Source organism: Phycicoccus sp. DTK01 (assembly GCF_017312765.1).
GTDB classification, from domain to species: Bacteria; Actinomycetota; Actinomycetes; order Actinomycetales; family Dermatophilaceae; genus Phycicoccus; species Phycicoccus jejuensis.
On record NZ_BOPU01000021.1, the window covers coordinates 1 to 1331 of the forward strand.

General features: G+C 70.5%; 1 protein-coding gene. It reads right to left on the reverse strand.

Features of this window, described 5'->3' with window-relative positions; all coding sequences use genetic code 11:
- Window positions 1-32: 32 nt before the first annotated feature.
- Window positions 33-1250 (reverse strand): DDE-type integrase/transposase/recombinase, encoded by a 1218-nt coding sequence (locus tag J3473_RS19190; RefSeq protein WP_207025400.1) that lies wholly within the window; start codon window positions 1248-1250, stop codon window positions 33-35.
- Window positions 1251-1331 lie beyond the last annotated feature (81 nt).

Below are 1331 nucleotides of genomic sequence, written 5' to 3' on the forward strand. Positions count from 1 at the left end.
TGTCATGTGCCAGGACATCGCTGACACAAGTGTCATCGTGGGCCTGACAGTAGGGACTTTCGGGGGCGGCCGGGAGGGTTGGTGCCGGGTTGTCGGCGTCGGGTGGGGTCGATGCGTAGCTGGTGGATGATCTGCTGGCCGTCGAAGATGATGACGTCGAGGTCGTGGCGCAGGACGCTGAGGTGGGCGTGTGCCCACTGCGGACCCAAGCGCAGGCTGTGGTTGGTGCCCAGGGGGACCTCGCCGCGGCTGCTGGCGATGACGTCGTGGTGGAACGTGGCGATCGGCAGCGGGGGGCTGATGGCGGGGTCGGGTGCGGCTTTGGGGGTGGCGGTGTAGCGGCTGGCGGGGGTGACCCGGCCGATGCCCTGGTGGGTGCGTTCGTGGTTGAACACGGCGTCGTAGGCGTCCAGGAGGCGTTGCAGCTCGGGCAGGGTCGCGGGGGTGGGGTGAGCCTTGAGCCAGCGGTGCAGGCCTTGCCACTCACGTTCCTTCTTGCCGCAGGTCTGGGGGTGGTAGGGCGAGGAGACGATCTGGTGGATCCCGAGCCCGGCCAGCCACCACTGGACCTCGGTGACGTGGCCACGCCCGGAGCGGCGACCGCTGTAAGCGAACGCGCCGTCGTGCAGCAGCGCGGCCGGTCGGCCGTGGCGCTGCATCGCGGTGCTGAGCACGGTGATCGCGGCGGCGGAGTCCTCGGCGGGCGCGGCCAGGGTGGCCAGCAACATCCGGGAGTGGTCATCCAGCACCCGCAGGATGTGCACCACGGCGCCGTCGGACAGGCGGGTCTGGGTGCCGTCCAGCTGCCACATCCCGTTCGGGGCGGTGCTTTCGAAGCGGTGGTAGCTGTCCCGGCGACGTTTCCTGGGTGAGGTCTTCACCCGCCCGGCAGCGGCCAGGATCCGGTGGATCGTGCGGTCGCTGGGTACCGCCTCCAGGCCGTGGGCCAGCAGCCGGTCCCGCACGCTGCGCGCCCCGGCATCCCAGCCCTCGGCCCGCAGCCGGTCGTGCATGGCCAGCACCGCCTCGCGGACGGTGTCGCTGGTCGCGCCCGGGCTGGTCCCGGGCCGGCGTGAGCGGGGCAGCACCCCTTGCACGCCCTCGGCCTGGAACCGGCGACGGTAGAGGTAGAACGTCTGCCGCGAGATGCCGTGCTCGGCGCAGAACGCCGACACGTTCACCGGCTCCGGCGAGCAGCACGCGAACGCGATCGCCATCCGGACATCCATCGCCACCACCAGATCCGCCATGGCCGATCATCCAGCCACCAGCGCTCGAGTGTCAGCGATGTCCTGTCACATCACCTGTCAGGCATGTCCTGGCACACCACA

Excerpts from the sequence above, each read along its gene's own strand:
- J3473_RS19190 (WP_207025400.1), bottom strand. The coding sequence starts at position 1,250 with ATGGCGGATCTGGTGGTGGCGATGGATGTCCGGATGGCGATCGCGTTC.